The following is a 26,626-nucleotide window of genomic DNA, read 5'->3' as shown; positions in this document are numbered from 1 at the left end:
TGCCCACCCGCCTTAGCCTGGAGCGCTGTTGACGGTCCGCTTCCTGGACACCCCTGACCACGGCGTCATCGTCGAGACCGATCCCGCCGATGACCGACGCGACCACTGGGACTTCCTGCTGGAGCGATACGGGCTGCAGCAGGACCCGACCCGGCGCAGCCGATGGACCTTTCCCGCCTGGATGCCACGTGACCACCAGCACAAGCTGGCGGGCCCGCTCGCGTCGACGATCGCGGAGGCAGGCGACGAGGTCGTCCTCGACCTCGATCTCGGCCACCCCGTCGAACCCGCCCGACCCTCGGCGTTTGAGGCGGCCCCGTCCGCGACGCGCGTGCAGGTGACGCAGGGGGTGACCGGAGCCGTCCACGCGGACCACGACGGGCCGGACGCCGGGCTCGCCCGTGCCGTCCTGATCTCGTGCGGCTTCCGCCCCGCAGGCCAGGCGGTGCGACTGATCCGCGTCGACGGCGAGGAGGAGCACTACGCCGCGAAGGCCGTCCGCGCCCTGCGCGAGGCCGGGTTCACCGTCACCGCGGAACCACACCTGGACCCCGAGCAGGACTTCAGCGAGGACGACCAGCAGTGGGCGGACTACCCGATGCCGTGGCTGAGCCGCGAAGAGGTCCTCAAGGTCAGCGCCAAGGCACAGGAGATCTTCGAGGACATCCGCTCCGGCCGCCTGCTCGTGCACGCCCACGCCTTCGACGGCGACACCCCGGTCGCGGTCGCCACCTACGTCGGCGGCGACACCGTCGTCCTGCACGGGAGCGACCACCTGCGCCAGGAGATCGACCGGAACAGCGACCCGCTGCCCGCCCTGGCCGCCTTCGCGCAGCACTACGGCGCCACGCTCCGGCCAGGCCCCGCCCCGCACACGATGACCGAACACCTCGTGTGCCTCGACCAGACCGCCCGCCTCGCCGACCAGGCAACCCCGCAGCCCAGCAGCAACCATGTCGCCCCGACCCGCACCACACCGGGCGAACGCCGACCCGGCCGCTGACCCCTTCGCACCGCACCCGAACCCCTGGGAGACCCGTTGACCCCTGCCGTCCTGACCACCGCCGCCGACCTGTCCGGCGTCGAAGACACCCTGCGCGCCCTCGCACCGCGCTGGACCATGTGGATCACCAGCACCCTGCTGTACTCCGGCCGTCCGATGCAGCGTCACGAACTGGAAGACGCGCTGCCGTTCATCCCCACATCGTCGTTGGACCTGCGCCTGGGCCAACTGCGCGACCGGGGCCTGATCGAACGATCCCGTGCGAGCCAACGCGCGCCGATGCGGCTCACTGACGAGGGAGAAGCCCTCGGCTCCCTGTACACGGCCGTGTGCGTGTGGGCGGGCGTGCATCAGGACACCGCCACCCCGATGGCGAACACCGAGCGGGTCGAACAGGCACTGCACCGCCTCGCGCTCACCGGCACCACCACGATGGTGCAACTCCTGACCCAGCACGGGGACACGCACCTGACCGAGCTGGCGAAGGCGCTCGACCAGTCCGAGCAACTCACCCTGCTCCGACTGCGCCGCATGCAGGACGACGGCCTGGTCGAACGCGCCGGACCGCAGTACCGCGCCCCCTACACCCTCACCGCAGCCGCCCGTGACCTGCCGCCCGTCTACACCGCCGCCCACCAGTGGGCCCACCGCCACACGCAGCAGGCGGCACCGGTCCAGCGGGCGGCGGCCCGGACCAGCCGCCTGCTCGCCGCCTCGCGCGCTGGGGGAGCGGTGCCGAGCGTGCGGTTCAGCGACCTCGCCTCCGCGCCCGCCGCCTCCTACGCGGCCGGAGTCGGCCGAGGCGCAGCACGCCGCTGACCCGCAAGCACCCTCGACCCCGCATCATCCTGGAAGAAGGAGCTGACCGTTGTCGACACGGAGCCTCGTGGCCCGACCCTGTCCGGACGGAGGCTGGGAAGGACGATACGTCCACAGCGACGGCAACCCCGACTTCATGGTCCCCGTCCTGATCGCCGCGCAGCGGTGCCGCTTCGCCGGCGACCAGGATGCGCTGGCCGCCCACCTGCTCAGCCACGAAGGCGGCTGGGAGTACCTGGGCGACGAACTGATCGACCCGACCCCCGACCTCGCGAGCATGTTCGCCGAGCTCGGAGAGGGCTCGTGCTACTGCCACGACTGGGACGGCGGCGCCCCGGAGCCGCTCGCCACCGACGACGACGTCCGCGGCACCGACCACATCGAATGGATCTACGTGCTCCGGCCCGAGGGCCTGGAGGTCATCAGCACCCGGCGCGACAGGGACGACCTACGCGGCCCCGTCCTGCCCTGGGACACCAACCTCCACCAGCCCATCAGCGAAACCGCATTCCACCGCTGGCGGCCGACCACGCCCCCACCCACCCGCCTGGCCCGGCCGCCCCGAGTAGCCCCACCCGCCCCCGCCACGGCCGCCCAGTTCATCAGCCGCAAACCCGCAGCCCGTTGACCAGCACGCGCCGCGTCGACACCTCGCCCGGGGAGGCGCCGCTGACCATGCATCCCTCTGACTTCCTACCGCCGAGGCAGCCGGGCCCCGGCGCACAGCTCGGGGCGCTGGCGACCGCCATCGCACAACGCCTGCCTGGCGCGTGGACGAGCACCCACCTCGACCTCGACCACCACGGCATTCGCATCGACGTCATCGAAAGGCTCCTGGACCACGGCATCGCCGAGCAGGCCCTGTACGACTTCGTCCAACGCGACGGCGCCCACGTGCTACGCGGCCCAAGCGACCAGCAACTCCTCCTCCTGCGCCGACCCCTCGCCGCGCACCGCCGCGCACCCAACGTCGTGTCCGCTCTGGTCCCGTCGTGGGCGGTCGAACTCGCCCACCCTCCTCGCACCGCCAACGGCATCACCGTGCCCGCAGATCCAGCACGTGCCGCCCGGCTCATCGCCCGGCGCATACTCCCCGGCTACCACGACGATCTGCGCCGCTGGGAGCAGCTCGGCACCGCTGCCGCCTGGGAGCAAACCCCCGCCCTCCACGAGGACCGGACCGGTCGGATCTGGCGGCGAACCGCACTCGTGGCCGGTGCACAGCACGCACGGCCGTCCGCGCGCGGCACCGGCCGCGTGCAGGTACGGTCGCACTGACACTCCGAGATCCCCCGTCCGTCCCGGACAACGCAGCGATGCTCCCTCCGGACGACTGGACGGGGAAACAACGCGTCCGTCCGCCAACACTGGGTCACGCCCGGCTGGATGGCCAGGGAGGCGGTCCTCCGTGCGCTGGCAGAGGGGCATCAAACCGGAATCCTGTCCGCCGATTCTGTCTTGAGGTGCGCAGACAGTGCGCGCCGGACATCCGCAGGCCGGCGCACTCCTGGTGTTCGGATGAGGAGAGCGCTATCCGCGTCCCCACAATGGCCGCAGGCAGCAGGGAAGACAGCGTCCGCACGAGCCCCCCGGTATGCCCGTCCGCTGTCCATCGGAGCGCAGCATGCGCCGACCTTCCCCTCAGCGGACGCGGCGGGGCTGGTCCGCCCGCCGGTCCGCTGTGGTCTGGCGGACCGCCCTACCCAGGGGCAAACAATCGATCCCGCACACGCCCTGATCATCCGTCCGTCCGCAGACAACTGCACCCAGACTCGCACCCAGCCGCCCAGCAGCCTCCGAACTGCCCACCGCTGGCGCCACCTCGGAGGAAACCTCGAACGGCTCGCGCGCACCGTCCGGGCGAGCCATCATCCGCCCCCCGGCCGCGACCTGCGCCTGCCCTGACCGCAGTCAGGCCGGCCGCCTAAGACGAAGCGTGAGCCACCACCACATCGCCACCCACCGGCGCGCGGAACTGCCGCCACCGCTGACCACGGGAGCCACCACGAACCCGGACCTGACGATCACCCTTGGCCTTGACGACCACGGCCACCTCACCGCCGCCCCCGACCAGCCCAGCCCCGCCGCCGACCACGCCCTGGTCCTGCTCGGCTTCACCCGCCCGCGCGGCCAGCGCCTCCACCTCCTCGACGTCAGCCCCGGTCAACGCAGCGACGTCGCCACCACCTGCGCCCGGCTCCTGACCGAAGCAGGCTACGAAGTCGCCGCAATGCCCGCTCTCGTCCCTGACCCGGACAGGCCGCCCGATCAGACCCCCGGCCCGGAACCGCTGCGCGGCGACCCGACGGTCGTGATCACCCGCCACCCGGTGCTCGGCATCACCGCCACCACCGCCGACCCCGGCCACGGCGACACCCACCGGCTGATCACACGCTCCGGCTTCCACTACCTGCCCAGCCACAGCCTGTACGTCCTCCCCTTCGACATACCCCATGATCAGGCCCTGGCCGCCGCCACCGAACTGGCCGACTATCTCGGCGCCCACCACGTCCCCGCCACGGTCAGCCCCGCAATCCACCACCCGCTCCCCGGCCAGCGCCTCACCAGCCAGGCCCCCGAGGCGGCGGCGCCACGCCGTCGCCAAAACCACCGCTGGACCACCCGCGTCGCCCAACTCCTCCGTGCCGCGGCCAACCGGCTCGTCCCAGAGCCGAGCAACCCTCCAACGCCGCCGGCCCTGAGCGAGGGGACGGCCTGGGTGCAGGTTCCGCTGCGCGGTCATGCGCCGCGCTGGACACCTCCGGCAGCACTCCCACCGGCACCCGGAATGCTCCTCCGTACCCATGCGGCCCGCACCTTCACCTCCCTGTGCTCTGCCCCCGGGCCAGCCGCGCCGACGGTTCACCACGACGGACACGGGACGAGTCCGGCCCGAAGGAAGCGCTGACATCGCAGCAGAACCTGGACCGCCACGGACTGGAGAGCCACGGAGGCTGGTTGGGCCAGTGCGGCCACGGCCACGCGAACGAGGCGAAGAGCCGGTGAACCGCCACCCAGCGTGGGCGGGCTCTGCCATTCTCGCGCCATGACCGGATGCGACCTATTCCTGCAGACCGAGTCCGACGCGACGCTGTCACCGTCCCGGGCGACCGACTCCCCGGGTCCAGCCGCTACCTTGCCCCCGAGGAACTACGACACGGCGGCCAGATCGACCAGCGCGCGCCCGTCCACGCCCTCGGCCGTGGTGTCCGGCAGCGAGCGGGCGGCGGTGAGCAAGAGCTGGGTGAAGCGATCCGGGCGCATGCTCGCCGCGCTACCTGGTGGGTGTGACAGGGTCGGTCAGGAAGGTGGCAGGTCGATCGTGATGAGCGGCGACTGCCCCGTGTAGATCACATACTCCAGCCGGCCGCCCTTCGCGGAGACGTCGTACGTGGCAACGCCTGATGCGTGCTGGCCGGGCTGCAGTGTGACCGTGGGGATGGCGTCCGGTGCGCTTCCCGCCGTGTCGACGTTCGGGATGACCTGGCCGCTGGGGGAGACCCACTGGAAGTTCGCGGAGTCGAACACGCCCGGGTTGGAGCCGATGTTCGTTGCCGTCATGGTCACCCGGACCAGCACGCCCCGCGTCGCAGGCTGCGGCGTGCCGAGGTCCATCACGCTGGACACGTACGCCACCTTGGTCACGGCGAGCCGCATCGTGGTGCCCTGCTCGCCCGCAAACTGAGACTGGAACGTCGCGGTCTGGCCGACGCCGATCGCGTTCCCGCTCATGGTGGTCGGGCTGGCCGAGGCCGTCGGCGGCGACGAGGTGCTCATCTGGGCGTTGGTCGACGAGGAGCACGCCACCGGCAGAGTGAGGACGGCGGACGCGGCAAGAAGGGCGTATCGGCGGCGGTTCATGGTCACCCTCGTGGAGCGTGGGGCACGAGCTGTTCCAGGATCCGCCCGCCAACACTCCGCGGCGACCGGACGTTCAGCGTGCGCGGTGTAGGTCCCAGGAGTGAGGCCCTTTGGGCTGTTGTGAGGGTCCAATCAGCAGGACACCAGGATCGAAAGGCCCAAGTCTGTCCGCAGCCAGTGGCGGAAGCTCAAGGCAAGAACCGGGCAGGTGAGCCTGATGACCCACGAACTGAAAGCCGAGTACGAGTTCCGGGCTGTCCGCACCTGGCACATCGTTCCCGAGGGGGACAGCTGGAGCCTGTGCGGCAGCCCCCTCGCGCCAGCCGCGCGAACGCGACCGATCGACGAAATGCCCCACACCGGCGGACTGTGTCGCCGGTGCCAGATGCTGCATCGCGGGGTGCGTCGGCGGGAGAAGTACGGCCTGGGCGGAGACCCGCTGGTCTGACCGGGGCACCTGATGTCCGTGACGTGGGCCAGGCGCTGGTTGTGTTCTTGTGCGCGGGTGTCGGATTGCGCCGTTCAGGTGATCACGGGCGTGCCTGCGACTGCCTTGCTAGTTGATCTTGCAGAATCGTTTCTGTTCGCCTCTGGGGTCGGGTGGACAAGGCTCGCGCTTGGGCAGGGTCGCGAGCCAGATGGGGCGTGACGGATCTGTGCTCGACCGTCACGCCCCACTTACCGCTGAGCGTTCGGGTGATGGCCGCGTGTCCGCCCGGCATCCATTCAGCCCCGAGTCGACACTGGTCGCGAGTCCGCTTTCTGGCTCCAGGACGACGGACTCGCCGGGCCTTCGCGTGTGCACCGCAAGGCCCGGCCTCGGATCTGCCCGCGACCGTCCAGCAGTCACCTCTTCGACGGTCGCGGGGTCGGGGTGTCCGTGCCTGCTCCCTGTCGGTCGCGGACTCAAAGGGGGTGCGGCGGTTATTGGTCGGGCTGCCGTACCCCTTTTCGACTGCCCGGTGGGCACAGTCCGGCCATGAACGCGAGTGGGCCCCGGCGCGCATGCAGCACCGGGCCCGTGCCCCGCCGCGGGGTGTGGATTCCAGGGGCGACGGGGCGACTCTCACTTTGCCGCAGGCATATGCGTGGCCACCGACGCTTTGCCGAACGGTGACCATCACTGCGCGGGGTGCAGCTCCCACATCGGGCACTGCAGGTCGTGCGGCTGCTGCCCGCCGTGGCCGTGGCAGCGCGGACAGTTTGGCCGGTCCTCGCCCGACGTGCCGCGCTGGTATCCCCAGCCGAGGCAGTCAGGGCACAAGTCACGAGCGGGGGCAGGGCAGATGCACGTCATGCCACGTCAAACGAGCAGGTGGGCAAGCGGTCACCCGGCCTTGTACTTGGCCAGTTCCTTGGGAGACACCTTTCGGTACTCGGTGCGGAGCGACTCGATCGCCGAGCGCACGATCGAGGACAGGACGCGACTGTGGAAATCGCCTCGCGCTCGACTCACCCCGCCCCCCAATCCCATTCGCTCTGCTTCCTGGCGTTGGTCAGGGGCGGCTGGCGATGATCGCTTCGGTGCGGACGATCTCGTCAAAGCGGCCTTCGGGGTTGAAGGCGGTGAGGGCTTCGCGCAAGTCGCGTTCGAATGCGTCCTTTTGACCGCCGAGTTGGGCGGGGCTGCTGTAGCTGTAGGAGAACTGCAGGCCAATGACCTCGTCCAGGGTGCGGGTGAGGGTGCGGTCCCAGCGGGCGATCTCGATCTTCGAGAACGGGGAACGGGCGACGACGTCCTGGTGGCGTTCCTTGGGGTGGCTGTAGGTGCTGGAGCCGGCCCGTCGCTCGGGGCCGAGGTAGCGGGTGCGGACCTCGGTGATCACCTCCAGCCAGGGGGCGGGTTCGACGTCGCCGGGGGCCCCGCCTGAGGCGAGGACGACCGCCCCGCTGGGGGCGATGAGGTGGTCGAGGTCCTTGAGAAGCTGGTCGCGGTCGGTCCAGTGGAACGCGGCGCCCATCACTGTGAGCAGCACGGGCGCGAGGTCCAGGGTGTGGAGGGTGGTGGAGTCGCCCTGGAGCCAGGTGATGTTGGTGATGCCCGCCTCGTTGGCGAGCTTGCGGCCCTCGGTGAGCATGCCGGGCTCGGGGTCGACGGCGATGACCTCGCCGACCAGTCGGGCGAGTGGGAGGGCGAGGACGCCGGTGCCGGTGCCGAGGTCCAGAACGCGCTGGGTGCCGTCGAGCTCGAACTTCTCCTTGAGCAGGTTGTAGAGCTTCGGGTCGTAGCCGGGCCGGTATTTCGCGTAGTAGGGGGCGGTGGAGGCGAACAGTTCGTCGGGCGTGTAGGCGGTCATGGTCACCAGTCTGTCTCGGACGCGGAGTCAGTTTGTGGCTCTTCAGGAGGAATGCAGCGGATTGGAGTTGACGTCGTCCCACCACTGCTGGAGGGCCCAGGCTCCGGCGCCTTCGTGGGTGACCGAGCCATCCGGGTTGCGGTCGGGGGTGCCCAGCAGTTGGCGTTCGGTGTCGTCGAGGTCCGGGCGTTCGCGCAGGTGCGGGGCGGCGTCGTCGAGACTGGCGAGCCAGCGGTAGCCGTATTGCATCATCACGGCTAGGCGGGGGTGACCGGAGGTGTTGAGGCCGCCAGCGTGCCAGGTGCGGTTCTCGAACAGCAGGACATCGCAGGGTCCGAGGTCGGGGGTGATGGCGCGGGGCGGGTCGATGGCGCCCTGGGGGACGGTGACAGGGCCGGGGTCGTTGCCGCTGCCGGGCAGGACCATGGTGATCCCGGCGTCGGGGGTGATGTCGCTGAGGTAGTAGGCGGCCTTGATCGCGAGCCGGGGGACCTTCTCGGGGCCGAGGTCGCGGGTGGCGGAGGCCATGTCGCGGTGCCAGCCGTGCCGTTCGGGGACGCGGATGGTGCGTGTGCCGCCGGACGGGATGGACGGCATGTAGATCAGGTTGCTGGACATCAGGTGCAGGTTCGGGCTGAGCAGTCCGACCACGGTGGGCAGGACGGCCGGGTTGGCGACCAGCGGCAGGAACGTGTCGTCCATGGCGACGACGCCGCGGAAGCCGTCCTTGCCGTCGGTGCTGCGGTCCCGGCCAGCCGTGCGGCCCGTGGCCAGCAGCCGCACGCTCGCCTCGGCGAGCCTCTTGCGGAGTTCGGGGCTGATTGCGTTCCGAAGGATGAGGTAGCTGTCGCGGTCGAACGCCGCCAGAGCGTCCGGGTCGGGCGGGACCGGGATGGTGCTGGTCATCGGCGGTGCTCCTCGATGAGTCGGGTCGCGCGGGCGGACAGGACCGGGACGGACAGGCCGGCGTGTTCGAGCAGGGCCCCGTTGCTGGTGGGGCGGCCGGGGTCGCGGTAGCCGACCACGTGGAAGCGGTCTGCCTCGCCACGGGCCGCGAGCAGCGCGCGGACGGCGCCGGGGAAGGTGGGGACGGCCAGCAGGACGGGGCAGTCGGCGCCGAACAGGTCGGTGAACGCCTGCCGTGTCAGGGCGGCCGGCCAGGTCCCGGCCGGGCCCAGGACGGTGAGGTCGTTGATGTGCAGGTATCGGATCGTAGTGGCGGCCCGGATGCGGCGGAGCTCGCGTGCGGTCTCGGCGAGTTGACGGGCCGGGATGTCCCCGGCGGAGGCCAGGACCAGGTCCGGGGTGCCGCGGCCGAAGGACAGGTGCGGCCAGATGGCGGCCCCGCGGGTGAGCTCGTCGCGGAACGGGCCGGGCGGGAAGCTCACACCGCTGTGCTTGTCGGTGATCAGGAAGTTGACGCGGTCGCGGCTGGTGAGCATCGCGGCGAGGACGGCGGCGGCCCGGGTGGCGTCGGCGGGGGCGTAGATGTGCACCGACGGGTCTTCGAGTTCGAGCATCGCCGAGGCCAGCCCCGGGTTCTGGTGGGTGTAGGTGTTGCGCCAGCCGAGCGAGGTGATCAGGTAGTTCACCGACGGCAGGTTCGCGTGCCCGGCCGCGTGGCGCAGGTTGCGGTGCTTGAGGTGCTGGACCAGCAGGCTGGTGTTGACCGGGGCGAACGCCTCGTAGGTCGCCAGCAGGGCGTCCCGGCCGGTCTCGGTGTAGCCCTGCAGCCAAGCGTGGCAGATCTCCTCGTTGAGGATCTCCACCGCCCAGTCGGGAGTGCTCCCGTCCGGGGAGAGGCTGAGCCGGTTGGAGGCGATCTCGTCGGGGCTGAACAGCCGGAAGCCGGGATGCTCGGCACGGGCCCGGACGACCGCGCTCACGTCCGACCAGGATTGCCGCTGCCGGATCACCGCGGGCCCCGCCGCGGGCGGCTCGGCGGCGGGGCCGGGCAGGGCCTGGCGGACCAGCTCAGACGGGCGTCCCTGGGCGGTCAGCAGTTCGGTCGGCCGGTAGGAGGCGAGCCAGGTAGCGAGCGCGGCGAACTCGTCGTCGTTCTCCAGCGGGTTCGCCAGCGGCGTCTTGTGGACCGCTGGTGTCCCGGCGATCTGCCGCCCGCCCACCTGTTCGGGCCCTGTTTTTCCCTTGGGCATGGTCAGCACCACCACCGGCTGCGGGCCCGCCCCGGCGAGCGGCTGCAGGGAGGCGAGTGCGTCGGCGAGCAGGCGGCGGAAGGCTGGCAGGTCGCTGCCGTCGGCGATGAGTGGCTGGTAGCCGAGCCCGGTGAAGTAGGCCGTGATCTCCTCGCCGGTCAGGCCTGCCAGCAGGGAGGGGCCGCCCATCCGCAGGCCGTTGGCCAGCACGACCGGCAGCACCGTCCCGTGCTCGCCCGTGCCGAGGAGGGCCCGGCGGGCGAGCCAGGCCGCCGCGGTGGCTCCGGTCTCCAGCTCGCCGTCGCCGATCAACGGGACGACCAGCCGGTGCGGGGCGTCCAGGGCCATGCCCTGGGCAACGGAGAGCGCGGGGCCGAGCTGCCCGCCGGTGTGGCGGACGCCCGGGATCAGCGGGGTGACCTCGGAGCCGAACCGGCCGGGGTCGGGGAAACCTCCGACCAGGGTTCGCAGAGCGGCGATCGACCAGGTCCCGCTGCCGGTCGGGGGCAGGTTCTGGTTGAGGTAGGCGTGCGCGAGCGCGGACGGCCCGGCATGTCCGGCGCCGTGCAGCACCAGCAGCTCCGAACCGGGCGGACGGTGGGCGGTGAGCGGTCCGAGGTGGGCGAGCAGATAGTTCACCGGCGGGCAGACGCCCCAGTGGCCGCGCGGGCTGGCCTTGAGGTCCTCGTGCCGCAGCGGCCGGGCCATGCGCGCGTTGTCCGCGAGGTAGAGCTGTGCGGCGGACAGGTAGTTGAGGGCCCGCCAGTAGGCGTCGACGGCCTCGTCCGGGACGGCGGCGACGGCGTTCGCGCCGGCCTGTCCCCAGTCCGGGAAGCCAGCCGCCTCGGCGGCGGGGTCGGCGGCGGTGAGGGATGTGGTCACTTCGGGCTCCGGGTGCAGGCGACGACGGCCGCGGCCATGCGGTCGGCGCGGACCTGGGGGTCGGCGGACTCGGTGATCAGGTGGAGCATCTGGGCGCGTTCGTGTTCCGGCAGCACCGCCCAGTCGGCCCCGGCCGCCGCAAGGGCAGCGGAAAGGTCGTCAGGGACGCTGTGCTGAGCGGCCTCCCGGATGCCGCCCAGGACGAGCGCGACGCCCGCGGCATCGGCCCCCTCGTCGACAGGCAGGGCCGCCTGGCCGACGGCGGAGACGACGACCAGGGTCCGGGGGCCCGCCTGGGGGAAGGAGACCCGAAGGCGCCGTCCGCGAAGGCCCGCCGGGCCCTGGCAGGGCAGCAGCAAGACGGGCCGTCCGCCGAGGCGGCCCGGGCGGGCCGTCACGTGCAGGACCTGGTCCGGGCCGGGAAGCGGCTGCAGCGCGTCGGCCGCCCCGGTGCCGGGGGCCTCGGTGACGGCGATGACGCCGCCCTCGGTCCCGGCGGTGCGGCGGGCGGCCTTGTGGGCGAACAGGCAGCGGTCGACGGCGGCCAGCAGGTGGTCGGTGAACTCGTGTTTCCAGGCGTTGCCCTTCCGTTCGGCGGGCAGGTGGCCGGGACCGGCGACGGCGAGCGCGAAGGACACCCGGGTGGGCAGCACCTCGGTGAGCCGGTCGCGCAGGCCGCACAGGGCCCGGTGGAAGGCGGCCGGGTCCTCGACTGCGGCGGCGATGATGACCTCGTCGCCGCCGAAGGTGGCCGCGCAGGCCGCCGCCCACGACTGGTCGCGGAACCAGGTCCGGGTGGTGGCGCCGAGCCGGGCCATGACCTGGTTCCCGGCCAGGTGCCCGAAGCTGGCCGCGTCGGTGGCGTTCGTCTGCTCGACGTGCTCCTTCAGCCCGTCGACGTCACCGATCGCCAGGGCGACCAGGCCGCCCGCTTCCAGCTCGGCGGCCAGCGCGCGGGGGATGGAGGTGTGGAAGTCCGGGAAGGCGACCAGCCCGGTCAGCGGGTCCTCCCGGCTACCGCTGCACCACTGGCGAAGCGGCATCGCGGACGGGTCGAACAGCGGCACTGACGTGGCGAGCACGTCCTTGGTGGTGTTGGCGCTCTGGTCCATCGGTGGACCTCCCCCTCGGTGACGTGAGATCAGCTGCGGGCGGGCAGCAGGTGGCGGAGCGTGCGCAAGGTGCGGATCGTGACGGCCGGCGGCTCGGCCATCTGCGGCAGCCGGGTGTCCTCGGGGCGGTGCAGGTAGGCCGCGTGCCAGCCCGCCGAGACGGCGCCTGCGGCGTCCGCCCGGGCGGAGTCACCGACGTGCAGCAGCTGGTGCGGCGCCAGGCCGGACAGGGACTCGACCGCGCCGAAAGCCCCTCGCTCGGGCTTGCAGAAGCCGGTGTCGGCGGAGTAGACGACCGCGTCCAGCAGCGCATGGAAGCCGGGCTCCTGCGCGGGGATCGAGGAGCCGAGCGAGTTGGTCATCGCGAACAGGGCGAACCCCCTAGCCCGCAGCAGCTGGAGCACCGCCAAGGCGTCGGGGAACAACCGTGCGGACCCGGCCCGGGTGCGGGCGCCCTCCAGCACCCGGCGCAGCTGCTCGAAGACGTGCGGGCGGCCGAAGTCGCGGGCGAGGTGGGCCGCCAGGTCGGCGGGGGCGATCCGGCGGCGCTTCGCTCCGGCCTCCATCACCTCCCTGGCCTCCTGCAAGGTGATGCCCAGGACGTGGGCGACCTGCCCGGTGGTCGGCTCGGTGTCGGTCACCACCAGGGTGCCGCCCAGGTCGAAGCAGACCCCGCGGACCGGGGCCCAGAGCGAACCGCGCTCGGCCCCGGTCAACCGAGGCCTCATCTGACGGCCGGTCATTGGCCCACCGACCAGAGCGGATCGTCGCTCACCGTCAGCAGCTGCCCGGCCAGTCCCGGCGACGTGCGGGCCGAGAGCCAGCCGCTGTCGACCGTCAGCGGGTGTTCGTGGATCTGCTGCCGCAGCGGCTCGACGGTCAGGTGGTATTCGAGGGCCGGGACCTTGTCGCGGCAGCAGACGGCGGCCAGCGCGAGGGCGGCGTTCAGGTGGGCGCCGTGCGGGAAGGTCGGGATTCCCAGGTCCGCGGCCGTCTCGATCGTGTGCAGGGAGCGCGAAAGGCCCCCGGCCCAGCCGACGTCGACCTGCCAGACGTCCACCTGCCCGCCGGTCAGCAGCCTCGTCTGCTCGGCCTCGTCGACCGCGTGCTCCCCTGCCGCGAGCGGGACCTCGGCCGGGGCGAGCCGCAGCCGCTGCCAGCCCAAGGAGTCGGCCGGGACCAGTTCCTCCGCCCACTGGACGCCCAGGTCCGACAGGACCGGCAGCAACCGCAGGGCCTCGTCCAGGTGGCAGCGGCCCAAACCGTCGACCATGAGCGGGCCCTCGCCCGCGGCCTCCCGCAGCCGCCCGAGCGTGGCGGCGACCGCCCGGGGCCCGGCCAGGATCAGCTGCTTGGTCAGCGGCCACTTCTGCCCCCAGAACCCGGCCCCGGCGATCCACCCGGCCGCCTCGACGGCGCCCGGCAGGACCGGGTCCAGGCCCAGCGCGGACGCGTAGGCCGGCACGCGAGGGCGGACCTGTCCGCCGAGCAGGTCGACCACGCTTTTGCCGGACGCGGCCGAGGCCAGGTCCCAGCAAGCCAGCTCGACCGCGGAGACGGCCTGGCGGGCGTGCGGGCCCGTGCGGTGGCGGCCGGTGACCTTCCTGTAGGGCAGGCGGCGGTGCTGGGCGGCGTCGTGCCCGATCAGTCCGGCCGCGTGGTCGTCGCGGATCACTTGCATCACTGGCTCGCTGACCGGGCCGTGCCAGCCCAGGCCGCCGTCGGCGACCAGGAGAAGCGCGAACCGTTCGCGGTGCTCGGCCCACTCGGGGCCGGCAGGGGGAATCGCGACGGCGGCGATCTCCTTCGGCAGCCCGTCGGGCAGGCCCGCCTCCTGCGGGGGCAGGCGCCATGCCTGGACCTCGCGGATCATCATGCCCGCTTGCCGGACCGGCCCGTCGCCGCGGCGGCCCGCCGGGGGTGCCGTCTCGGTGGCCGCCATCAGATCCTCGCCCCGGTCAGCTCTTCACCGGCGAAGGTGAAGCACCACGGCGAGCGGTAGTTCTGCCACCACGCCGGCCTCAGCCCGGTGTCCGTGAACAGCTGCTCGATGCTGCGGCGCATCGTCAGGTGCCACTCGATCGTGCCCGAGCCGGGCGTGCGGTATACGTCCATGAATGGGTTGTGCGCCTGGTAGGTCTGGAAGCGGGGGAACGTCGTGGTGACCGGGACGAAGTGCTTGAGGTTCTCGACGGCCGCCTCGATCGGGTCAAGGCCGACGATGTAGGTGAAGTCGGTGGTGATCCCGCGGTCCTTCGCGTGGCCGAGGGCGGTGACCATCTCCTCGGGGGTGAGCTTGGCCTTGGACTCCTTGAGGATCTGCCTGCGTTCGGTGAAGCACTCGGCGGTCAGGGTGAGGTGGAACGGGCCGAGCTCGGCGGCGGCCTCCAGGCCGGTGGCGGTGGTCAGAACCGAGGACAGGAAGTGCAGGGTGCCGGTGCATCCGTTCGCGCCCATCGCCCTACGGACTTCCGCGAGGTGGTCGAGCGCGAGGTGCTCGTGGAGGAAGCACCCGGTGCAGACCGTCACCGTCTCCACCGAAGACAGGTCCGCGAGGTCGGAGTTCGCGGCGAGCGCTCCGAGGTAGCCGGCCAGGTCGAGGGCCTTGATCTTCGGGTCGGAGGCGTCCTCCAGGGTGTTCGGGCAGAACACGCAACCCGTGCACTGGGAGCGGGCGTTGGAGTTGAGGGTGAGCATCCTGTGCCCGTTTCGCCAGTAGCCGAGCACGGCGTCGTCGTCCTCGATGCCGTCGATCTCGCCGACCTTAACCCCGCCCAGCCGCAGCTCGTGCTCGTCCAGCTCGAAAGGTGAGTCCTCCCGGCCCAGCGAGAGGATCAGGAACAGCGGGTCGGCGGGGCGGGAATCCAGGCGGAGCTGGAAGCGCATGCGGGGCTTGGTCAGCGGCGAACGGGCGCCGCAGGCGTTCAGCGCGATCAGCAGCACGTCCTCAGTGTTGACGTTCCACTGCTTGGCCACCTTCTCCAGGTGGGCGACCGATTCGAGCATCTCGTTCTCTCCTTCACGCAGTCGTGTGCGGGCAGGGCACGGCCAGACCGGCAGCATCCGCAGGAGCGGTCGTGCGTGGTGCGGGTCGGGCTTCAGGCGGCGGCCGGGGCCAGCGGCAGGCGGACGACGACCGCCTTGCCGCCGGTGGAGGCGTCGTCCACGACCTCGTGGCTGCCGTGGGCCTCTTCGACCAGACCCTTGACCAAAGCCAGCCCCCAGCCGCCCGAGCCATGCGGAGCGGGCAGGGCCTTGGGGCGGAACGGGTGGGCGTCCGCGACGGACGCGGTCAACTCGGCTTCATCAGTGCTCAGTTCGACCGTGGCGGTCGGTGAGAGTAGGGCCGCGTGCAGGGCGACGTTCGTGACCAGCTCGCTGATGATCAGGCAGGCGGTGTCCACCAGCGCCTCGTCCAGCCCCCAGCCCGTGAGGACCTTCCGCGTCTCCCGGCGGGCGACCGGAACGTGCTCGGCGATCGACAGGACCTGGAAGACGTGGCTCATCGCGTCGACGGACATCACAGCCCCCTCCCTTCCGGGGTGACTCGGCAACCTGAGATCACCGAAGGTAAGGGGAGGAACACGCTGCGGTGTTCACGGCCGTGAACCCAGTGCCCCGAACACGGCTCGGGGGCTCTTCCTGGCGGAAGAGCCCCCGAGAGCAAGGCACTTGGTGAAAGGCACCGATGGTGAAGGCCGTGTCCCCGTACTCGTCAACGTCCTCAGTCACGTACGGACGAACGAACGTGCCCGATGGTCAGAGCTGCAAACCCATGCGGTGGGCCAGCCCGCGAAGGTCCCGGGCAGCGTGCGAGGGCAGCTGACGGTCGAGCAGGTCGGAGACGGTGTCGCGGACGAGTGCGTTGGCGTGGATGCGCTGGGGCGCGACGTGTTCGGCCGCCAGCAGGGAAGCGACCGCGTCGGCGTCCCGGCCACGCAGGTGCGCGAGGGAACGGCCCAGGTCCGCGCGGAAGGCGGCCTCCCGGCCCGGGGCGGCCAGGACCTGCGGGCGGACGCCGCCGCCCTCCGCGACGGCCTTCCCGTGCAGGCCGAGGTCGGTGTTCAGGCTCACCTGGTGGATGCCGACGTTGGTCGGCCCGAAGTTCAGGTGCCAGGCTTTGGTCTCGCCGGTGCGGGCGGCCAGGTCGGCGGCCTCCGCCAGGTGCTGGTTGATCTCGCCAGTCCGCTCGGCGCCCGAGCGGCGGACATCCTGGGTCAGGCAGGTCGCCTGGATCAGGTGCAGCTCGCCCAGCAGGGCGTGCGCGGCCGGACCCGCCAGGTGCCGCTCGACCTGGTCGGCGGCCTGTCCGGCGCGGGCCAGGGCTTGGGTCGGGCTGCCGGCGGCCATGAACACGTGGGTGTGGAAGAACCCCGACAGCGCGTGGTAGATCGGGTCGTCCAGCTCGGCGATCGCCTCGGCCGCCCGGGTGACCGCGATGAACGCCAGGTCGGTGTAGCCGAGGTTCTTCAGCAGCAGCGTGCAGGCCGGGTGGTAGCCGTCCGCCAGCAGCCGCAGCAGCACCTGCCGCCGGGGACCGGTGGCCGTGTCCACCGCCGCGTGCAAGTCCTGGAGCAGGTCGGGAAGCATCTGCGCGACCTGCCCGTACTCGCAGGCGTGATAGAGCCGGTTGGCCTCGGCGACCCGCTCGGCCAGCACGCTGACCGGACCGGTCGGCGGGTGCCGGTCGGGTGGAAGACCCACGTTCATGCCCATCAGGGCCAGGCGAAGCGCCGGGATCGCCTCGTGCGCGCTCGCGGTGGACGGGTCGGCGGGAGCGTAGGGCTGACCGGTCAGTTCGGAGGGGGCGATCTGCAAAGCCTCGGCCAGCGCGGTGATGTGCCCGGTGCGGTCCAGGTGCCGCTGGCCGTTCTCCACCATCGACAGGAAGCCGGCCGACAGCCCCGACAACCCGGCCAGCGTCCGCAGGCTCATCCCGCGCTGGCGGCGGGCGGCCCGCAGCTGCTGGCCGATCTGTTGGGCCTGCTCTTCGCTCATCGCGCCCCACCTCGCAGTTCTGGTGACCAAGCCGTAGCGTAGGGCGATCAGAGGGCCGGGCAGAGCGCCTTTCCCGAACTGGGCGGCGAAGTCAGCGCACTCCGGCCCGCTGCGCGATCCGCCGCACCGCCTCGGCTGCCGCCGGGTCGCCGGTGCGGGCGGGCAGGACGGCCAGCAACTCGCGGGCGAACGGGTCGAGGCGGACCCGCAGCGGCGCCAGAGCCTCGGCCTGGACCAGCAGGCCGGCCGCCATGTCCTCCTGGCCGAGCCGCGCGTGAGCGGAGGCGGCGGTCACCAGCACCCGGGACCTCCCGGCAGCCTCCAAGGCATCCAGATCCGCCGACCGGGCGTGCTCGACCACCTCGTCCGCGGATGCCGTCTCCGTCGCGACCACGACGTAGGCCGCCGACACTGCCGAGCGTGCCCGGGCGTCCCGGGCCTGCCCGAGCGCCTGTCGAAGCAACCGGTCGGCCGCCTCCCGCCGTCCGGCTGCCGCGTTCGCCAGTGCCTCCAGTAGCCGCAGGTCGGGGTCGCCGCCGATGTCCCGGGCCCGCTCGGTGCGGGAAAGCGCGAACTCCGGCAGCCCCATGTCGATCAGAAGCCGGGCTTCCTCGGCCAGGACCGAGACCGGCTCCGGCCCGCCAGGGCGGGCCCGGTGCAGCAGCATCCAGGCCAGATCACGGAAGCCGACGCGCCGAAGCAGCCCGGCCGCCGCGACGTGCCCGCGCACTCGCAGCTCGGCCGCCCGCTGCCGAGCGGCAGTCGGGGCTGTCTGGGCGACGGCGTCGCCAAGGCGGATCAGGCCCGGCAGCGCGAGCGCCAGCGCGTGCTCGTCCCCGGCGGCCTCGGCTGCCAGAATCCGTGCGGTTCGGGCATCGAGGTCCTCCACCGACCCCATCGGAGGCGCCGGGCCAGTCTCGGCGAGCTCTCGCCGCAGCTGGAACGCGACGGCCCGCACGGTGGCGTGCTCCTCGTCGGCCGGGGAGTAGGGCTGTCCGGTCAGATCACCGGCGTCCAGCCGCATGGCCCCAGCCAGGACGGCCAGCTCGCCGCGCCGGTCCACCCAGTCACGGCCGCCCTCGAGGTCCGCGAGCCGACTTGGGGAGATCATGGTCCGCGCGGCGAGTTCCTCGACGCTGACCGCCCGGCGGGCACGCCAAAGAGCCAGGTGTCCGCCTATCGGGCTGCCGCCCGCCTGATCGCCGTGTTCGTCGTGCCTCACGGGGCTTGCTCAATCCTCCGCCGTCGCAGCCGTGCCAGCCGAAGGCAGGCTCTCTCCGATCCGCGGAGTCCCCTGTGCGAGCGCATATGCCCTTCGCGCGCACCACAGTAGTGACCACGCTGCGGTGAGGCGAACACCCGCCGACGGGCGGGATGGAGCCGTACGATGCCCGGTCTGAATTCAGTCACCGCTCGGCGGACCACCCGGGAGTAGCCCGACACCATGACCAGCGCAGGGGGGCCAGTCGGTCTGCCCGTAGCCGAGCGGGATGTCCACCGGCGGGATCCACAGATCGCTCTACGTTCATGGACGGGTTGGTCTTCCCATTCGTAGGGTGAGGACGCCCAGGGGTACCGGGTGTGGCTGACAGGTCGCTGCCGCCTTATGGTTCGAACCGTGGCCGACCGCCTGCACCCCACGCCATCCAACTCGCCACCGCAGCCCTTCCTGTACCCCGGCACTGCCTGGGTGCAGGCGCCCCTGCGCGGATCGGCACCGCGCTGGAGCCCGCCAGCGGCCCTGCCGCCCGCGCCTGGAGCGGTCCTGCGCGTCCACGCGGCCCGCCAGGGATCCACCGTGCAGAACGCCGAGGGGTTCGCCCAGCCTCCGAGCGCAGCGTCGCCCCAAGCCGCGCAGCAGCCCACGACAGCGGTTCCGCGCCGTTCACGCTGACTTCGGGCCTGCTCCAGGCAGGGCAGGAGGGGAGTGATCGTTGCTCGGGCGATCCGATCGGGTCGGTGACGTCCATTCCCACGAACGGGGGGAACGTGACCGGCAGCCCTCCGCGGCTGCTGTCCAGCCGCTACCCTCCAAACCATCTCCAGCAGGGACCGACACAGCGAGGCAGGCGTGAACCAGGTGCAGCCCCCCACCTCACCACTGACCCAGGCAGCCGAACTGGCCCTGGTCTTCGAGCACACCTGCCAGCTGCTGGCCGACTCTGACGCAGGCCTGCAGACCTGGAACATCCGGGTCGCCCACGGTGACCGGAACGTCGGCCGCCTGCGCGCGACCCGCGCCATGTACTGGCTCGCCGACAACCTGTACCAGCGCATGACCGACGAGGAGTCGGTGCTGGCCCTCGTCGCACGGCAACTGATGACGCCCGACGACGAGTTCACCTCGAAGACCGAAGACTTCCTGGAAAACGCGGGCAACCTGCTGGTGATCGACCACCTCGAACTCGAATCCCCGTGGGACGAGCCGCTGATCGCCGCCGCGCTGATCGCCGACGTCATCGACCGGCTCACCGATAACTACTTCGCCGTCATCTTCCTGCGGCCCGGCGTCGTCCCCGGCCCCGCAGGAGACCTCCTCGCCGAAGCCGGCGTCCTGCTGGCTGCCAAGCCCTTCTCCGACGAACTGCAGATCACCGACACGGCCTTCGCCGCCGTCGGCGAAGCCACCGAGAAAGTCCGGCACAGGCTGAGCACCGGCGCCCGCTTCGGCAGCGTCAATCCCTGGGACGACGATGCCGAGGATGACGATGACGGCGGTGATGACGACGCCCTGACGCCACGCACCACCGCAGTCCTCGCCCTGGCGCTGCGCCAACTCGCCGACCAGGCATGGCAGGAGACGGCGGCCCTCGCCGACGAGCCCCTGCGGCGCGGAGCAGGCGGCCTGTTCGGCTCCCTGCCTCCTTGCACGCTCCACCAGAACGACGCCTGGCGGCGTCAGATGGCACGCGCCTTCGACGACCTCGCCGACGACTACACCGCCCAGGTCACCATCGGACCGCGCTGCACAGCCGAAGAAATGGCGCTCCACCTCGGCATCCGACAGGCGAAGACGCTCACCCGCAACCGGCCCAAACTCGTCGACCAGACCGTCAAAGGCCTCCCACGCCACCCCGGCGACTACGACTGGGAGTACTGCTCCGATGCCCTGTTCGAAGACCACGACGTGCTCATGCTCTTCGACGAGCAACTCGACGGCATCGAGGACGACGAAAACCCCATCAACCAGTCCCTGGGTATGGCCAACCTCGCTCCCAAGGACTGGTTCACCCCCTTCTACCCCGACCAGGCTCGGGACCCAGCCCGCGGCTTCCGCCACTGACCTCACCCGACCTGGGCCGCGGACGTGTCTCCCCAGTCCACTCCGGCGGCACGGTAAGGCCCGGATTCCCGGGTGCGGACAGGCCAAGGACTTCCGTGCCCGGCTCTGGACCCCACGCAAGCGCGAACCAACGGCGAAAACGCCACGCCGCGGACGGGCCTGTGCCACGCTCGCCCCATGCCCCACTGCCGACTGCTCCACCAGGCCAAGAGCGATGCCCATCTGACCACCCTGCTGGAGGAAGCAGGCAACGTCTTCGCTGTCTTCGACCGCCAGGACTCCGGCTGCTGGTCCGCGGGTATCGAAACTCCCGAAGGGCGCTGGTTCGTCAAACTCGCCACCACCGAGGCTGCCCACACGTCGATGCAGCGTGTCCGGGAACTCCACCAGCACGTCCAACATCCCGCCATCGTCCCCCTGGTCCACGGGCTCACCTGCGCTGACGGTCTGGTCAACATCTACCCCTGGGAGAGCGGCGAGGTCCTGTACCACCCCACCGTCGGCACCCGCCCCGACCGCACCGACCCGAGCCAGCCGATGGCACGTTTCCGCGCCCTGCCCCTCCACCAAGCCCAAGGCGCCCTCCAGCAGGTCCTCGACGCCCACGAGAGGATCTGCGACGCCGGATGGATCGCCGTCGACTTCTATGACGGCTGCACGATGTACGACTTCACCGCACACCAGATGCGCCTGATCGACTTCGACGAATACCGACCGGAACCCTTCGACGTCCCCGGCGACCGGCTTCCCGGCTCCAGCCGCTACCTCGCACCCGAAGAACTACGCCACAGCGGCCGGATCGACCAGCGCGCGACCGTCCACGCGCTCGGCCGCATGCTCCGGCTCCTGCTCGACGCCGGCGATCACGAAGCCGCCTGGCGCGGGACCACCGAGCAACTCGACGTGATTCGCAAGGCCACCGACCCGGACCCGGCTCGGCGCTGGCCCACCGTCCACGACCTGAACGCGGCCTGGATCACCACCCGGTGAGCTGGTAAGGACGTCGGGCTCACCAGCGCTCCGAGCCCAGCCGGTAGCGTGGGCTGCATGCACGAGGTCGAACGCATGGCCGAGCTGGCGCCCGAGCTGACCGGGACGCAGGCCGACGAACTGGCCCAAGCCCTCGCGACGGCCGGAATCGGCTTCAAGATCGCTCCCTGCTCCGGCGGCATCACCGTGCTCCTCAGGGGAGTGACGGACCAGCAGCCGATCCCCGGACTGCTCAGCCGCCTCCGAGATATCGACCCGTACGCCCGCATCGCAGATGCCTGGCCCGCCTGCGCCATCACCCTCGACCAGGCCGCCTGGCTGGCCGCCGGCATCCGGTACCGGGTCGACCGGCCTGCCTCCGACGGCTGAGTGCCGCGGCGGCGGTGCTATCCGGCGTAGGCGCGGTGAAGCAACCCCGTGACCGACTCCAGGTCCTCGCCGCAGGTCAATCGGGCCTCCACCGTCCCGGTCCCCAGGTGGCCCACGCCGCGCACATCGCGCACAAGTCCGTCGGCCTCCCCGACGGAAACCGGGTCGGGCAGCGTCAGGTACACAGCGAGCGTGTGGATCCCCGGGAGCACCGTCACGCACGCGAAGTTCCGGCCCTGCCGACGGTAGGCCACGTAGTGCAACAGGGACTCCCGCTCCACCCCGGACCATCCACGCAGCAACTCGTCCAGCTCCCAGAACAGCGTCAGCAGCGACACCGGAGCCCGCCCCAACTTGTCGGCGAAGGAACGCCCCGCCGCAGGCCGCCGTACCGCCCCGGCCGCAGGCTCCGGCAGGTCCACCGGTGGCTCCACCGAGCGGCCCTGACCGGCCACCACAACGTCCTCCAGCGCGAGCAGCCCCTCCTCGAACCGGTGGAACCGCACCAACTCAACCCGGCGCCCGACGTAGCGGACCGCCTCACGATCGAACCGGCTGAAATCCGCAGCCAGGCATACGACCCGCGGCGAAGACCAGTCCACCCCGGCCGCAGCACCGAGCCCGAGACGCCGCTCGACCAGCGCCTCGAACTCACTTCGGTGGTCCTCCAACCACGAGAGGTAGAACAGCGCCTGGTTGACGACGTTCTGGTCACGACCGCGCTTGTACTCCACGAGCACCGGCGCGCCCGTCGCCCGGTCCAGGCCCAGCGAGTCGATGCGCCCCCGGTGCACCTCACCCGTCGCGTACTCCGACGCCACGAAGTCAGCCCCCAACAGGACAGCCATGCTCATCTCGACCGCACGCTGCAGATCCCGCTCCCGGCGCAGTGCAAGCCCGGGCACCCGCTCGGCACCACCCTCCCCGAACCGGAACACTCTCAGTCCGTCCACCGCGCTCTCCTCCCCGCCAGTACCGGTGCACGGATCACAATCACGGCGGTCGCCGCCCTATTCCCGCCATGTTTCTAGAGCAACGCCACAGCGTCCCACTGCGGCGCCCAGATGGGCCCATCTGCGAGCTGATGGCACTAGTAAGAAACATTTGGCTGGGCTATGCTCACTTCATGGAAACAGTGGAGTGGTCGAAGGAGCTGGTCGTCCGAACCGGGGCGGCCATCCGCAGGGAGCGCTCCCGCCTCGGAATCACTGCACAGGTGCTCGCCGACGCCTGCACCGAGCGCGGCGTGAAGATGGACCGAGCCGCGATCAGCAAGATCGAGACTGGGCGCAGATCCACCCTGGAACTCGCCGAGGTGCTTGTTCTTGCCCGGTCCCTCGGAGTGGCACCGGTCGACCTGGTGTTCCCGCTCGACGGCGGCGACAGCGCCTGCATCGGCAGCAGCGAGCAACTGCCCATGTGGGATGCCGTGCAGTGGTTCGGCGCCGAGGAGCAGGAACATGCGCAGCCGCCGGCCGACGATTCCCTGCGCGCGCTCCACGAGGAATTCCGCCGTCACCGGACGGCAGTCTTCACCGCCGCGCGCTCGCAGTCCGAGTCCGCACAGAGGCGGCGCCAGGCTGCGGAGGCCCTCGACCCGGACCAGCGGGAACGCATGGCCGAAGCGGCCACCCACATGGAGCGCCTGGCCCACCTGGACTACGTACACCTGCGGGAGATCCGCGGGCGGCTACGCGCTGCCGGGGTCACGCCCCCGTCGTTGCCGCCCGCGTTGGTCTTCATCGACTCCAGCGCGCCGCAGGACTGAGCGCGCCCCGTACCGCCCGCTCCAGCAGCCCTCCCGTACCGGAGCGGTCGCTGCGGCAACGCCGACTTAAGCACGCACCGCGCACCGCACGAGGACTGCGACCCTCACGCCGCGCGGTACGAATCCCATCACCGGTCCGGCCCGCCCGGAACGGGAACACGAACCACTCCGAGACGGCCAGCGCCGGCAAGCACCCGGCCGCCTCGGAGACGACCCAACCGTTCGCTGCGACACGCCCGGAAGGCTCACCCCCATCATGGCAAACCTGAGGCTGCTTCCCCCACCCCACGCCCCGCATGCCCTCCCGCTCCACCCCGCCCCGCGACACCCCGACGGCGATGAGGCGTCAGCTTCCACCCTGCAGCCCGTGCCGCATGACGGGAGCCAGAGCGCCGCCAGCGGGCCGGACCTGCTTCACGGCGTCTGGTACACCACGGACGAGCTCGCCGACGTGCTCGGAGTTGACGCCTCCACGCTGCGGCGGTGGCGCAGGGTCCAGCCTCCCCAAGGGCCGCCGTTCATCGAGGTTGCCCCCAGGCTCTACCGGTACAACGCCACCGACGTCGAGGCGTACCTGTGGGCCAAGCGCACCGACCCCGCCAAGTCGGTGGCCTGATGGACGACCAGAAGCCTCGCATCCCGCTGGGTGTCGACCTCTCCAGCGACATCGAGTTCCGCCCCGACCGCGGCACGCCGTACCGGGCACGCCTGCGCTGGGTCGACCCACTGACCGGCCGCCAGTCCCTCTCCAGGGCCTTTGCCGACCAGGAGGCTGCTAGGGACTGGATCGCCAAGTTCGAGGCCGCCGCCCGTCGAGGGCTGGCACCACACCGCCTCAAGTGCACCTTGGAGGAGTACGGCACGCAGAACTGGGACCTGGCCATGCGCGGCCTCGAGCCCAAGACCATGGACCCATATAGGGCCGGATGGAAACTGCGCATCCTGCCAGCCATGGGCCACCTCCAGGTCATCGAGATCACCAACGGCATCACCGACCGCGTCCTATGTGACTGGGTCGCGGACGAGGTCGGCCGATCCTCGGTCAAGAACACCCTCGCAGCACTTGTGCGCATCATGGAACAGGCCGTCAGGGACGGCCTCATCGAGAACAACCCCTGCCGCCTGGCAGGCTGGCAGCGCCTGTACAAGCGGACCGAGGACGAACTCGATGACCCCCGATCCCTCGCCCTGCGCGACTGGACGGTCTTGGAGACCCTCGCAGACGCCCTCGCCACCCGCTCCTACGACCAGTACCGAGGGTGGGGCGACGTCGTCCGGTTCGCAGCCTGCACCGCCGCACGGATCGGCGAAGTCTCTGGGGTAAGGGCCCGGGACATTAATACCGTCGACTGGACGTGGGAAGTTTGCCGTCAGACCACTCCTGCCCCCGGGGGTGTCATCGACAAGAACACCAAGGGCAAGCGACGCCGGACCGTCCCGCTGATCGAGGAGATCCGCCCCCTGGTCAAATCAAGGCTCGCAGCCGTCGGCAACAATCCCGACGCCCGACTTTTCCGCGGCCCGAAGGGCGGACGCATCACCACCGCAATCCTGCGTGACGCAACCCACTGGGACGAAGTCGTCACCCGCCTCGGCCTGGAGCACCTTCGACGCCACGACCTGCGCCACACCGGACTCACCTGGATGGCAGACGCAGGCATCAAGATCCACGTCCTGAAAGCCATCGCCGGACACAGCCACATCACCACCACCGAGCGCTACCTCCACCCCAGCCTTCGCACCATCCGCGACGCGGGAGCCGCCCTCAGCGCGCACCTCCAGGCCAGCCGTCCAGACGGCGGCGGCGCACCCGACGACGGTGCCGATGCCGTCTCCAGTACCCCCACGCACCCGCTCACCGTTGAGCCGCAGCCCCGAAGGTTGTACGTCGTACGGTGAGCATTCCGGTTCCGTGGCGCGGGCGAAGTGGGGGCGCCGACCCAGTGGGTGCGGTGTGGCTGGCAGTCCTGCAGGTCGCATTCCGAGGTAACGCGGTTTCGCCAGGGCGACGTTGGGGCCCTGGCGGCTCACCGGGGCATCGACTGGGAGGCGATCCACTCCGCACCGCAGGCCGACCGTCGCCCCCGGCGAAGTTGTCGCCGCGCCGGGCGCGGTGGGCCCGCGACTCGCCCGGGGCAGCCTTCAGTCAGTCCAGTACGGAGAAGTCGAGATCCACGAAGATCACGTCAAGGTTCAGCTTCTGCGCCTTGCCGAACTCTCGCAATTGCTCCCAGATCTCGGGCACGCCGTTCAGGACACCGCCTCGCAGACGGATGCGGGGAAGGCCGTCTCCATGTCCGGCGCGGTCCAGGAACGCGGCCTCGATCTCGTTCAGTTCCTCGCTGATGCTTTCGAGTTCCCACGGGGTCACGTTCAGCCGCCGCTCGATCCGGTCGCAGTCCGGCTCGTCGTCCTTGACCACGAGGGAGAGAACCTGCGTGGCCTTCCGGGTGAGGGTGGCCAGCTCGTCCACGAGCTTGTTGAACAAGGCGATCTCTTCGGCCTCTTCAACTGGGGACAGGCCTTGGCCAGCCCAGCCGAAGTACCGCCGCATCGTCGTGGGCCGCCGGATCTTCCCGTCGTTGGAGGCGACGGCATCACGGAATTCCGCCTCCATCTGCTGCGTCAGCTGGTCGACGCCGTACCGGTACGGCTCTTCGTGTCGAGACTTGAGGGCTCGCAGATACTCGACCGTGAACTCATTGCGGGAGCCGGGGCTGTCGATCAAGACGGAGTGGGTGGCGCACAACAGGAACAGGTTGCCCGGGGCGCGCAGGGCGTCCAGGTCCTGGCCGTCCCAATGCTCGTGCCGCGCGCTGCCGACCTCTGCCCCGATGATGTGGGCCACCACGCCCACCCAGCCCTTCTCCGGCGTCAGCAGCCGCTGCCCGCATCCGTCCCAGGCGCACTCGTTACCGGAGTACACCAGGAGCTCCCGCGCGACCGCCGGGACCGTTCGCCGCCGCAGCACAGGTGTCCCGTCTGCTTTCACTTTTCCGGCCATAGGCCGCCCCCCTTGTTCCCGGCGAGTTGATCTGAAGGAGCGCCAGCCTAGCTGCCACTCCGTCGACGTGCGGGACTGCTGGCT

The 26,626-nt window shown here is 71.0% G+C and carries 25 protein-coding genes; 12 read left to right on the top strand and 13 right to left on the bottom strand.

The genetic code is table 11. From position 1 onward, the window contains the following. Positions 1-28 precede the first annotated feature (28 nt). From I2501_RS27405 to I2501_RS27385, 5 genes are all read left to right on the top strand, one after another. Positions 29-1,003, top strand: coding sequence for a hypothetical protein (locus I2501_RS27405; protein ID WP_196196930.1), 975 nt, complete (start codon positions 29-31; stop codon positions 1,001-1,003). 36 nt (positions 1,004-1,039) lie between these two features. Next, positions 1,040-1,822, top strand: coding sequence for a winged helix-turn-helix transcriptional regulator (locus I2501_RS27400; RefSeq protein ID WP_196196929.1), 783 nt, complete (start codon positions 1,040-1,042; stop codon positions 1,820-1,822). A gap of 49 nt (positions 1,823-1,871) precedes the next feature. Next, complete coding sequence (locus I2501_RS27395; RefSeq protein ID WP_196196928.1) at positions 1,872-2,450, top strand: hypothetical protein; 579 nt, start codon at positions 1,872-1,874, stop codon at positions 2,448-2,450. Between the two features lie 47 nt (positions 2,451-2,497). Beyond that, positions 2,498-3,100: a hypothetical protein gene (locus tag I2501_RS27390; RefSeq protein WP_196196927.1), complete on the top strand. Its 603-nt coding sequence runs from the start codon at positions 2,498-2,500 to the stop codon at positions 3,098-3,100. 658 nt (positions 3,101-3,758) lie between these two features. Continuing rightward, positions 3,759-4,730, top strand: coding sequence for a hypothetical protein (locus tag I2501_RS27385; RefSeq protein ID WP_196196926.1), 972 nt, complete (start codon positions 3,759-3,761; stop codon positions 4,728-4,730). A gap of 392 nt (positions 4,731-5,122) precedes the next feature. Here I2501_RS27385 and I2501_RS27380 read toward each other — a convergent pair whose 3' ends face one another. Next, a complete protein-coding gene (locus tag I2501_RS27380) occupies positions 5,123-5,683 on the bottom strand; it encodes a DUF4352 domain-containing protein (RefSeq protein WP_196196925.1) in 561 nt (186 codons plus the stop codon). A 217-nt stretch (positions 5,684-5,900) separates the two neighbouring features. Between I2501_RS27380 and I2501_RS27375 the strand changes: the two genes are divergently transcribed. After that, positions 5,901-6,131 carry a hypothetical protein gene (locus I2501_RS27375; protein WP_196196924.1) on the top strand — a complete coding sequence of 77 codons (231 nt, stop codon included), beginning with the start codon at positions 5,901-5,903 and terminating at the stop codon, positions 6,129-6,131. A gap of 1,048 nt (positions 6,132-7,179) precedes the next feature. Here I2501_RS27375 and I2501_RS27370 read toward each other — a convergent pair. From I2501_RS27370 to I2501_RS27325, 10 genes are all read right to left on the bottom strand, one after another. Further along, positions 7,180-7,980, bottom strand: a complete 801-nt coding sequence (locus tag I2501_RS27370) for a class I SAM-dependent methyltransferase (protein WP_196196923.1) — start codon at positions 7,978-7,980, stop codon at positions 7,180-7,182. Positions 7,981-8,022: 42 nt separating this feature from the next. Beyond that, a complete protein-coding gene (locus I2501_RS27365) occupies positions 8,023-8,886 on the bottom strand; it encodes a phytanoyl-CoA dioxygenase family protein (RefSeq protein ID WP_196196922.1) in 864 nt (287 codons plus the stop codon). Continuing rightward, positions 8,883-11,018: a phosphoketolase family protein gene (locus tag I2501_RS27360; protein WP_196196921.1), complete on the bottom strand. Its 2,136-nt coding sequence runs from the start codon at positions 11,016-11,018 to the stop codon at positions 8,883-8,885. Before I2501_RS27360 ends, I2501_RS27365 begins: the two co-directional genes overlap by 4 nt. Continuing rightward, entirely contained in the window at positions 11,015-12,130 is a 1,116-nt protein-coding gene (locus tag I2501_RS27355; RefSeq protein WP_196196920.1) for a nucleotidyl cyclase domain-containing protein, read from the bottom strand. Before I2501_RS27355 ends, I2501_RS27360 begins: the two co-directional genes overlap by 4 nt. Before the next feature lie 29 nt (positions 12,131-12,159). After that, a complete protein-coding gene (locus tag I2501_RS27350) occupies positions 12,160-12,846 on the bottom strand; it encodes an HAD family hydrolase (RefSeq protein ID WP_196196919.1) in 687 nt (228 codons plus the stop codon). Between the two features lie 23 nt (positions 12,847-12,869). Then, positions 12,870-14,072, bottom strand: a complete 1,203-nt coding sequence (locus I2501_RS27345; RefSeq protein ID WP_196196918.1) for an enolase C-terminal domain-like protein — start codon at positions 14,070-14,072, stop codon at positions 12,870-12,872. Further along, a complete protein-coding gene (locus tag I2501_RS27340) occupies positions 14,072-15,136 on the bottom strand; it encodes a radical SAM family protein (RefSeq protein ID WP_196196917.1) in 1,065 nt (354 codons plus the stop codon). Before I2501_RS27340 ends, I2501_RS27345 begins: the two co-directional genes overlap by 1 nt. Positions 15,137-15,228: 92 nt before the next feature. Beyond that, positions 15,229-15,651 (bottom strand): ATP-binding protein, encoded by a 423-nt coding sequence (locus I2501_RS27335; protein WP_196196916.1) that lies wholly within the window; start codon positions 15,649-15,651, stop codon positions 15,229-15,231. Positions 15,652-15,889: 238 nt separating this feature from the next. Continuing rightward, positions 15,890-17,128 carry a helix-turn-helix domain-containing protein gene (locus tag I2501_RS27330; RefSeq protein WP_196196915.1) on the bottom strand — a complete coding sequence of 413 codons (1,239 nt, stop codon included), beginning with the start codon at positions 17,126-17,128 and terminating at the stop codon, positions 15,890-15,892. Positions 17,129-17,219: 91 nt separating this feature from the next. Further along, positions 17,220-18,350 carry a helix-turn-helix domain-containing protein gene (locus I2501_RS27325; RefSeq protein ID WP_196196914.1) on the bottom strand — a complete coding sequence of 377 codons (1,131 nt, stop codon included), beginning with the start codon at positions 18,348-18,350 and terminating at the stop codon, positions 17,220-17,222. 858 nt (positions 18,351-19,208) lie between these two features. Here I2501_RS27325 and I2501_RS27320 point away from each other — a divergent pair. The 3 genes from I2501_RS27320 (at position 19,209) to I2501_RS27310 (ending at position 21,770) form a co-directional block, all read left to right on the top strand. Continuing rightward, the gene (locus I2501_RS27320; RefSeq protein ID WP_328806669.1) at positions 19,209-20,411 is read left to right on the top strand and encodes a hypothetical protein; all 1,203 of its coding nucleotides are present in this window, start codon (positions 19,209-19,211) and stop codon (positions 20,409-20,411) included. Positions 20,412-20,588: 177 nt separating this feature from the next. Next, positions 20,589-21,401 (top strand): serine/threonine protein kinase, encoded by an 813-nt coding sequence (locus tag I2501_RS27315; RefSeq protein WP_215910060.1) that lies wholly within the window; start codon positions 20,589-20,591, stop codon positions 21,399-21,401. 57 nt (positions 21,402-21,458) lie between these two features. After that, complete coding sequence (locus tag I2501_RS27310; RefSeq protein WP_196196913.1) at positions 21,459-21,770, top strand: hypothetical protein; 312 nt, start codon at positions 21,459-21,461, stop codon at positions 21,768-21,770. A 17-nt stretch (positions 21,771-21,787) separates the two neighbouring features. On the opposite strand, the gene I2501_RS27305 is transcribed toward I2501_RS27310, so the two are convergent. Continuing rightward, positions 21,788-22,723: a transporter gene (locus I2501_RS27305; protein ID WP_196196912.1), complete on the bottom strand. Its 936-nt coding sequence runs from the start codon at positions 22,721-22,723 to the stop codon at positions 21,788-21,790. A gap of 173 nt (positions 22,724-22,896) precedes the next feature. Between I2501_RS27305 and I2501_RS27300 the strand changes: the two genes are divergently transcribed. The 3 genes from I2501_RS27300 to I2501_RS27290 all read left to right on the top strand — a co-directional run bounded on the left by I2501_RS27300 (position 22,897) and on the right by I2501_RS27290 (position 25,437). Beyond that, the gene (locus I2501_RS27300) at positions 22,897-23,538 is read left to right on the top strand and encodes a helix-turn-helix domain-containing protein (RefSeq protein ID WP_196196911.1); all 642 of its coding nucleotides are present in this window, start codon (positions 22,897-22,899) and stop codon (positions 23,536-23,538) included. A 367-nt stretch (positions 23,539-23,905) separates the two neighbouring features. Then, a complete protein-coding gene (locus I2501_RS39720) occupies positions 23,906-24,154 on the top strand; it encodes a helix-turn-helix domain-containing protein (RefSeq protein ID WP_328806668.1) in 249 nt (82 codons plus the stop codon). Further along, positions 24,154-25,437, top strand: a complete 1,284-nt coding sequence (locus I2501_RS27290) for a tyrosine-type recombinase/integrase (protein ID WP_196196909.1) — start codon at positions 24,154-24,156, stop codon at positions 25,435-25,437. The genes I2501_RS39720 and I2501_RS27290 overlap by 1 nt, the downstream gene beginning before the upstream one ends. A gap of 247 nt (positions 25,438-25,684) precedes the next feature. Here the strand turns inward: I2501_RS27290 and I2501_RS27285 are convergent, their stop codons facing one another. After that, on the bottom strand, positions 25,685-26,542 hold the full coding sequence (locus I2501_RS27285; protein ID WP_196196908.1) for a hypothetical protein: 858 nt from the start codon (positions 26,540-26,542) through the stop codon (positions 25,685-25,687). Between the last annotated feature and the right edge of the window lie 84 nt (positions 26,543-26,626).

This window comes from Streptacidiphilus fuscans (assembly GCF_015690355.1).
Classification (GTDB): Bacteria; Actinomycetota; Actinomycetes; order Streptomycetales; family Streptomycetaceae; genus Streptacidiphilus; species Streptacidiphilus fuscans.
The sequence above is the reverse complement of the archived record's forward strand: the minus strand, read 5'-3'. Positions and strand labels throughout refer to the sequence as shown.